This window comes from Aquaspirillum serpens DSM 68 (assembly GCF_000420525.1).
Taxonomy (GTDB): Bacteria; Pseudomonadota; Gammaproteobacteria; order Burkholderiales; family Aquaspirillaceae; genus Aquaspirillum; species Aquaspirillum serpens.
In genome coordinates this window covers 1-7992 of record NZ_ATVC01000086.1, presented here as the reverse complement: position 1 = coordinate 7992, position 7992 = coordinate 1, and the positions used below count along the sequence as shown (strand labels likewise).

General features: G+C 49.8%; 7 protein-coding genes. 4 read left to right on the top strand and 3 right to left on the bottom strand.

Features of this window, described 5'->3' with window-relative positions; translation table 11 throughout:
- Nucleotides 1-94: 94 nt before the first annotated feature.
- Both G465_RS0112145 and hrcA read right to left on the bottom strand, forming a co-directional pair.
- The gene (locus G465_RS0112145; protein WP_022654719.1) at nt 95-589 is read right to left on the bottom strand and encodes a DUF4347 domain-containing protein; all 495 of its coding nucleotides are present in this window, start codon (nt 587-589) and stop codon (nt 95-97) included.
- A gap of 696 nt (nt 590-1285) precedes the next feature.
- On the bottom strand, nt 1286-2308 hold the full coding sequence (gene hrcA / locus G465_RS0112140) for a heat-inducible transcriptional repressor HrcA (protein ID WP_022654718.1): 1023 nt from the start codon (nt 2306-2308) through the stop codon (nt 1286-1288).
- 175 nt (nt 2309-2483) lie between these two features.
- On the opposite strand from hrcA, the gene recA reads away from it, so the two are divergent.
- From recA to G465_RS0112120, 4 genes are all read left to right on the top strand, one after another.
- Nucleotides 2484-3548, top strand: a complete 1065-nt coding sequence (recA, locus tag G465_RS0112135) for a recombinase RecA (RefSeq protein ID WP_022654717.1) — start codon at nt 2484-2486, stop codon at nt 3546-3548.
- A gap of 3 nt (nt 3549-3551) precedes the next feature.
- Nucleotides 3552-3992, top strand: a complete 441-nt coding sequence (gene recX, locus G465_RS0112130; protein WP_022654716.1) for a recombination regulator RecX — start codon at nt 3552-3554, stop codon at nt 3990-3992.
- Nucleotides 3993-4116: 124 nt separating this feature from the next.
- Nucleotides 4117-5973, top strand: a complete 1857-nt coding sequence (ilvD, locus tag G465_RS0112125) for a dihydroxy-acid dehydratase (RefSeq protein ID WP_022654715.1) — start codon at nt 4117-4119, stop codon at nt 5971-5973.
- Between the two features lie 73 nt (nt 5974-6046).
- Nucleotides 6047-6496 carry a hypothetical protein gene (locus tag G465_RS0112120; protein WP_022654714.1) on the top strand — a complete coding sequence of 150 codons (450 nt, stop codon included), beginning with the start codon at nt 6047-6049 and terminating at the stop codon, nt 6494-6496.
- A gap of 89 nt (nt 6497-6585) precedes the next feature.
- Here the strand turns inward: G465_RS0112120 and G465_RS16400 are convergent.
- Nucleotides 6586-7992, bottom strand: a 1407-nt coding sequence (locus tag G465_RS16400; RefSeq protein ID WP_155846535.1) for a DUF4214 domain-containing protein, incomplete at its 5' end; no start/stop codon positions are given.

Sequence of the window (7992 nt, the reverse complement as noted above, 5' to 3'; positions counted from 1 at the left end):
TGCTGTTCAGGTCGAGGAAGGGGCTGCCAGCCAACGATGTGTACCGGTCCGAAGGGCTCGTCATGTCGCCCCATGGAGATCATTAGCGCTGGGGTTATGCGGTAGATGACGCCAGAGGCAACACTGTCATGCCAGCTGGCAAAACATCCAAATCCCAAGAACCACCCAAATCGGCATGACCGACCTTATGCGTTGCCGCAGCGACATGAAGCCCTGTCATTAAACTCAGCGTATCAACAAAGCGACGGCCTACGGCTCCGGCGGCGACTTCACAGCCATACAACAGAATCTCGCCCTCCTCCGCCATCGCATTCGACAAAGAGAGCACCGCATCACGCGAACGAGAAAGCGCGGCAAGGTCGATGACTTCGTTCCCCAAGTGCAACTCACCAGGTGCGCCATGACAAATCACATGCAAAGCCGACAAACCGACACGGTCTGAACACAACGCGGCCATCTGTTGCAAAGCAGGAAGCTGAGGATGCAAAAGATGGTATTCGATGTGGTCAGGCAAACCGGCAACGAGGGTGTTGATATCAGGCAGGCTGCTATCGATAAAGGCCAACGAAGTCGGATGAGAGGCAAGCATGATGATCTCCAGAAATTCACAAATAAGCGCAAAACACTGAGCCGAGATTCATTTAAATTGAATCGAAAGACATTGGCTTTTGCATACTGTGTATTTTTACTGAAAATCCAGAAAAAAGTCTCTCCTCACAACCAAAACGGGGGAAGTGAGAGTTAGCATGAATCAATACAATCTAGTATTGACATTTGATATAAAAATAAAAAAGCAAATCAATTTGATATTGATCAAAAATCTCCCCTCATTTATTTAACAAAAACAACAATATATTGAACAAGACAAGGCTAAGATCATGTTTTGATATATCAGTCTTCTGTGAAATATAGGGAAAAAGCCATTATGTCATTTGAGTTAACTCTCAAAAGACCAAAAATGATACAGATTTCGTGAGAGTTAACTAAGCAAAATGGGTTATATTTGAAGTCAATGGCATAAATCGACTTTAAATAGGGGCTAAAAAAAGAAAAATATTTTTCTTGACAAGGTTTTTTGTTTGTGATTTTGCGTGTTTTTTGATGTTAAAAGAGAAATGTAATCCTAAAAGATCGACAAAATCATATATAAATGACTTTTAGCTATAGATGAATACGCCCTCTATCTCCAGCAAAACCACATAAAAACAAAGAGCGAACCCATCGGCTCGCCCTAATCTAACGCTTGTATAAGCATCGTCATACTGTGTGTTAGCTGTGCCTTAATCTACTCAACGTGCGACAAAGCCCCAGAAACCAAACGGGCGGTGATGTCTACGATGGGAATGACTCGCTCATAGGCCATGCGTGTTGGGCCGATGACGCCTAAGGTCCCGACCACTTGACTGTTAATGCGATAAGGGGCGGTGATGACTGAGCATTCACCCAGCGGCATCACCCCCGATTCATCACCAATAAACAACCGGACGCCCTGTGCTTGCCGACTGTTTTCTAATAAATGCAGCAGTTCTGTTTTACGTTCGAAAATATCGAATAAGCCACGCAAGTTTGACAGGTTGGATGACAAATCATCGACACCCAATAGACGTTTTTCCCCTGCAATGACCACCGCTTGGCTGTCATCTTGTAAGGCTTGCTGCCCTGCGCGAATGGCAGCGTTCATCAAATTGGCAATATCAGCCTGTAAACTGCCCAACTCAGCTTGTAAATCGGCCACCACACGATCTAATGCTTGCCCTGCATAGTGATGATTAAGGTAGTTAGCAGCTTCGATTAACTCACTTGAGGTGTAGTCTTTTGCAGTGAGCAAAAGATGATTTTGCACATCGCCATCAAGGGTGACCAAAATCAGCAAAATTCGTTTTTCCGAAAGGCGCAAAAACTCGACTTGCCGAAAAGCCATATCTGGTCGTTTTGGCATCATCACCACACCAGCAAAACAGGTTAAATCTGATAACAACTGTGACGCAGCAGCGGCCAAGCGTTGGGGGCTATCAGGATGCAGGCCATTGTGCATTTGTTGTAAGGCAGCCTCTTCGGGGGGCGTGATGGTGATGAGTTGATCGACGAAAACGCGATAACCCCTTGCCGTCGGCACTCTGCCCGCTGAGGTATGTGGGCTGGCCAACAATCCCATTTCTTCGAGATCGGACATAATGTTGCGAATCGAAGCGGCAGATAAATCCAGATTCGAGACACGCGATAGCGTGCGTGATCCCACCGGCTGGCCGTCGGCGATATAGCGCTCTATCAGGGTTTTGAGTAAGAGCTGGGCGCGTTCATTTAACATGGCAACACAATTCAATCAGCAAGCAAGACAAAAGAAAACACAGTCGAAGAAACTTCTTGGACAAAATCATGCCATTTTAAGCAACGACAAGACCTGTCGCGGACTTATGAGATAATCTTCGCTCTCACGTCATTTGTTTGGCGTGATCCGCGGTTCATTTTTTTCCGGAGGCATTATGGCTATCGATCAGGGCGATAAAAGCAAAGCATTGTCTGCTGCATTAGCACAAATTGAAAAACAATTCGGCAAGGGCTCGATCATGAAGATGAGCGATAACCAAGTTGCCGAAAACTTGCAAGTGATTTCAACGGGTTCGTTGGGGCTGGATTTGGCGTTGGGGGTTGGTGGGTTGCCGCGTGGCCGAGTCGTTGAAATTTATGGCCCCGAATCGTCAGGGAAAACGACCCTATGTTTACAGGTGGTGGCAGAAGCACAAAAGCTGGGCGGTACTTGCGCCTATATTGATGCTGAAAATGCGCTCGACCCTGTCTATGCACAAAAATTAGGGGTGCATGTCGATGACCTATTGATTTCACAACCTGATACGGGTGAACAAGCATTAGAAATTTGCGACATGCTGGTGCGCTCTGGTGGCATTGATGTCATCGTGGTGGACTCGGTCGCCGCATTGGTACCGAAAGCCGAAATTGAAGGTGAAATGGGGGATAGTCACGTCGGCTTGCAAGCTCGGTTGATGAGCCAAGCCTTGCGTAAACTTACCGGTAATATCAAGCGCACCAATACTTTGGTTATCTTCATCAACCAAATTCGGATGAAAATTGGTGTGATGTTCGGTAGCCCAGAAACCACCACCGGCGGTAACGCGCTGAAATTCTATGCCTCGGTGCGGATGGATATTCGCCGAATTGGTGGCATCAAGAAGGGTGAGGACATTATTGGCAATGAAACCCGAGTGAAAGTGGTGAAAAACAAAGTCAGCCCACCGTTCCGCCAAGCCGAGTTTGACATTCTGTATGGCGAAGGCATTTCCCGTGAGGGCGAAGTGGTAGAACTCGGCGTACAAAATGGCATCGTTGACAAGTCCGGCGCATGGTATGCCTACAACGGTCAAAAAATCGGGCAAGGGAAAGACAATGCGCGGGAATGGCTGCGCAACAACCCCGCGATTGCACAAGAGATTGAAAACAAAATCCGTGAAAAAGTTGGGGTGAATCCGGCGGTTTTTGCAGCAATGGCCGAAAGCGAAGACGACGATCAAGGCATTCCACCGTTAGATTAAACAATGAGCGCATTACGCGATAAATTGCTCAATTTACTGGCGCGGCGTGAATACAGTCGCGCCGAACTGTGGCAACGTCTGGTGCGTGAGACCACTGGCGAAGTTGAGCAACAACAATTGGCGGCATTATTGGATGACTATCAGGCGCGTGGTTGGTTGTCCGACCGTCGTTTTGCCCAAGCGTGGGTGAACAGTCATCTACGCCGTCATGGCAGTTTGCGGTTACGGCAAGACTTGGCACAACGCGGTGTATCTCGTGAAGATATTGCGGAAGCTTTGGCGGAACTGCCAGACGAACTCAGTCGTGCACGCGAGGTATGGCAACGTAAGTTCGGCCAGCTGCCGCAAGATCAAAAAGAATACGCCAAACAAATGCGCTTTCTTGCTAGCCGTGGTTTTGCCTTTGATATTGCGCAACAGGTATTAAAACCACCCCGCGAATAGCTTTTTCTGTCGGCTAGGACAGGTTGACACTGCCCTAGCCGATTTTTCCTTTCTTCTCTCGCTTGCCCAGCGAGACTAGGCGGACGCACAATAGCGTTTTTCGTATGCGTAACAGGATGTCGCTATGCCCGCTTATCGTTCCCGTACTTCTACCCATGGCCGCAATATGGCAGGGGCCCGCGCTTTGTGGCGCGCCACTGGCATGAATGACAGCGACTTTGGTAAACCAATTATCGCTATTGCCAATAGCTTCACTCAATTTGTCCCGGGTCATGTGCATCTGCACAACCTCGGCCAATTAGTCGCCAAAGAAATTGAAAAAGCCGGTGGTATTGCCAAAGAATTTAACACCATTGCGATTGATGACGGGATTGCGATGGGGCACAGCGGTATGCTGTATTCCTTACCAAGCCGCGATTTGATTGCAGACAGTGTGGAATATATGGTGAATGCCCACTGTGCGGATGCGCTGGTGTGTATCTCCAACTGTGACAAAATTACCCCCGGCATGTTGATGGCAGCGTTGCGTCTCAATATTCCTGTGATCTTTGTTTCTGGTGGCCCAATGGAGGCCGGCAAAGTGCAATGGGGTAATGAGATTCGCAAACTCGACTTGGTTGATGCCATGGTCGAAGCTGCTAACGATAAAGTCAGTGATGAAGAAGTGGCGGCGGTGGAGCGTTCTGCCTGCCCAACTTGTGGCTCCTGTTCCGGTATGTTCACTGCCAATTCGATGAACTGTTTAACCGAGGCGCTGGGCTTATCGTTGCCCGGTAACGGTTCTTTAGTGGCAACTCATGCCGATCGTAAAGAATTATTCTTGCAAGCTGGCCGTACCATTGTTGAGCTGGCAAAACGCTATTATGAGCAAGACGATAGCTCGGCATTGCCACGCAATATTGCCACTTTCGAAGCATTCGAAAATGCCATGAGTTTGGATGTGGCGATGGGTGGCTCAACCAATACCGTGTTGCATTTATTGGCCGCGGCGCGTGAAGCCGGTGTCAATTTCACCATGCAAGACATCGACCGTATTTCACGCCGTGTGCCTTGCTTATCAAAAGTCGCCCCCGCGACACAGAAATATCACATGGAAGACGTGCACCGTGCCGGTGGTGTGATTGGCATTTTGGGTGAGCTGGATCGTGCCGGTTTAATTCACCGTCAAGTGCCGACTGTCCATGCGCCAACCATGGGCGATAGCCTCGATCGTTGGGATATTCAACGTCCAAGCTGTGATGAAACGGCAAAAACCCTGTTCCGTGCTGCACCTGGTGGGGTTCGTACTACTATCGCCTTTAGCCAAAGCATGCGTTATCCAGAGTTGGACAGCGATCGTGCCGAAGGATGTATCCGCAGCAAAGAGCATGCTTATTCACAAGATGGTGGTTTGGCGGTGTTGTACGGCAATATTGCGGAACGCGGTTGTATTGTGAAAACCGCCGGTGTGGATGAATCAATTTTGACCTTTACCGGTCGCGTGCGCATTTTTGAAAGCCAAGATAATGCTGTAGAAGCGATTTTAGGCGATCAGGTGGTGGCGGGTGATGTGGTATTAATTCGCTACGAAGGCCCGAAAGGTGGACCCGGGATGCAAGAGATGCTCTACCCCACCAGTTACCTCAAATCAAAAGGTTTGGGTAAGGCGTGTGCTTTGTTAACCGATGGTCGTTTCTCCGGTGGGACATCTGGCCTGTCGATTGGTCATGTCAGCCCAGAAGCAGCCGAAGGGGGCGTGATTGGTTTGGCAGAAGAAGGCGATACCTTAGAAATCAATATTCCTGCACGGACGATTCACTTGGCTATCAGTGATGAAGAATTGGCGCGTCGTCGTGCGGCGATGGAAGCGCGTGGTGCACAAGCATGGAAACCGGTTGATCGTGATCGCGTGGTCAGTCCGGCATTGCGTGCGTATGCCGCCATGACGACCAGTGCTGATACAGGCGCAGTGCGCGATGTGTCACAGATTGAACGTCGTTGAGTCGCTTCATTGATTAGCTGCAACCGCAAAAGACCTCGGTTTTTTGCGGTTTTTTTGTGTATGGAGACATGATATGAAAAAAAGCAGTTTATTGGCCGCAGCGATAGTTGGCGTGCTTGCCGTACCTGCATGGGCGCAATGCAACGCTGGCAGTAAAACGGTGTTTTCCTGTACCACGACTAAAGGGAAGGTGATTGAGTTGTGTGATGCTGGGAAAACCATGGTGTATTCCTTCGGTAAGCCAACTCAAACCCCAGAAATTGTCGTGCAAGTCCCACGCTCAGCAGCATCAACCTATCAATGGCAGGGTATCGGCCGTTATATGTCGTATGCGGTGGATATTCCGAATGGGGATACGGTGTATAGCGTGTTTTGGGGAGTGGATCGCTTGGACGACCAACATCCGATTGAAGCGGGTGTGAATGTTACGGTCAAACAAAAGCAAGTGGCCTCTGTTCGCTGCGATAACAACAAGAAAATTGTGCAAGAGATCGAGGGTATTAACCTGAAACCAACCGAATGAGGAAACTCAACCAACCCATCACAGAATAAGTCACTGGGGCGCACCACAGTACGCCCCAGCTCAACAACACGTTACAACACCCTAGCTATTTACACCCAGCCATCAAACTGCATCACCGTACCAATGGCGGTAATGGCTTCACTGCTGGCGGCAATGTCAACGGCGAGCCAGTCGCGGGTGATGAGTTGCTGTTCCAGCTTATTGACCAGCGGGGTCAGTTCGGCGGTGGTGGCTTGGCGACCGTAGGCGTTTTGGTACAACGTTTGGACATAGGTGGCGTTGTCCATTTTCGCCAAAGCAGTATTGCGAGCATTAAACCAGTCGAACACTTCTTGCGGTTGCAACAAGCCGGCGTAATAGTCGGCCACTGCTTTGGTGCCGAGTTTCCATTCGGCAGCGGTGGCATCACGGTTGAGATAGACCTGCACCATCCGCGCTAAGATGCCTTCTACCCGATCTCTGGCCAGAATCACCACCTCTTGACTGTCGAAGGCGAGGGTTTCGGCGTTGTTGAGGTCAAACATAGCGCCATCGCTGTAACGGGTGATCTCGAGGGCATTGCCGTTGCGTTCGAGGGCGTAGTCGCTGCGTTTGCCGAGTAGCTGCAAGACGTCATGCCCCTTGCTGCCATCGACATACAACGCCAAGCCCATCGGCAAATAGCCCATCTCATTACCTTCGCCGCCGGTGAATTGGCGATTGGCAGTAACGTTGAGCACGTTCGGATCATATTCAGCGGTAAACACTTCGCCATAGCGAATGGTGAGGTTGTCGCCGCTGTCGAATTTGACCAGTTCGACGTCCAACAGACGATCGACTTCACCGGTGGTGTTGTGTGTCAATACCACGGCATGACCATCAACGCTGATGGTGTAGTCAGTACGCGCACCGCTTTGGATAGCGGTATCGTTGCCAAAGCCGCCATTGAGTCGGTCATTGCCAGTACCACCGGTGAGGGTATCGTTACCCGCACCACCATAGACGGTATCCTCGCCAGCTTCACCAAAGGTTTGGTCATCACCACCGAGGGAACCGACAATATCTTGTCCACCGCCGCCATAGATGCTGTCGTTGTCGGCACCTAATACAATAAATTGGTTGAGATTGTCCCCCACCGCCACGTTTTGCCCACTGCCGCCGATAGCGCGAACTTCACCGACGATGGCGATAAAGTCGATATTCTCGACTTGAATCACTGTGCCTTTTGGCAACTGACTCACATCAATCACCACCGCCTGTTTGCCATCGCTGGCACGGCTTGAGCCACTCACAATCAGCGGCTGACTCGGGGCAGTGGTGGTGTTGGCTGCGACAGTCGGCACCACGGTTTGCACAATCAGTTTTTCATTGGCTGGTAAGGCATTGAGGAAGGTAAAGCCATTGCCTTTCATCTCTTCCTGAATGCTCGAACCGGTTGGGGTTTTTTGTTCAATGCGGCGGATTAATTCAGCCATCGCATCGTCTTTGCTCAATATCGTGCCTTTACCATCGACACT

What these genes read in the sequence shown, in the direction of transcription:
- G465_RS0112145 (WP_022654719.1), bottom strand. Translation starts at nt 589, where the DNA reads ATGCTTGCCTCTCATCCGACTTCGTTGGCCTTTATCGATAGCAGCCTG.
- hrcA (WP_022654718.1), bottom strand. Translation starts at nt 2,308, where the DNA reads ATGTTAAATGAACGCGCCCAGCTCTTACTCAAAACCCTGATAGAGCGC.
- recA (WP_022654717.1), top strand. Translation starts at nt 2,484, where the DNA reads ATGGCTATCGATCAGGGCGATAAAAGCAAAGCATTGTCTGCTGCATTA.
- recX (WP_022654716.1), top strand. Translation starts at nt 3,552, where the DNA reads ATGAGCGCATTACGCGATAAATTGCTCAATTTACTGGCGCGGCGTGAA.
- ilvD (WP_022654715.1), top strand. Translation starts at nt 4,117, where the DNA reads ATGCCCGCTTATCGTTCCCGTACTTCTACCCATGGCCGCAATATGGCA.
- G465_RS0112120 (WP_022654714.1), top strand. Translation starts at nt 6,047, where the DNA reads ATGAAAAAAAGCAGTTTATTGGCCGCAGCGATAGTTGGCGTGCTTGCC.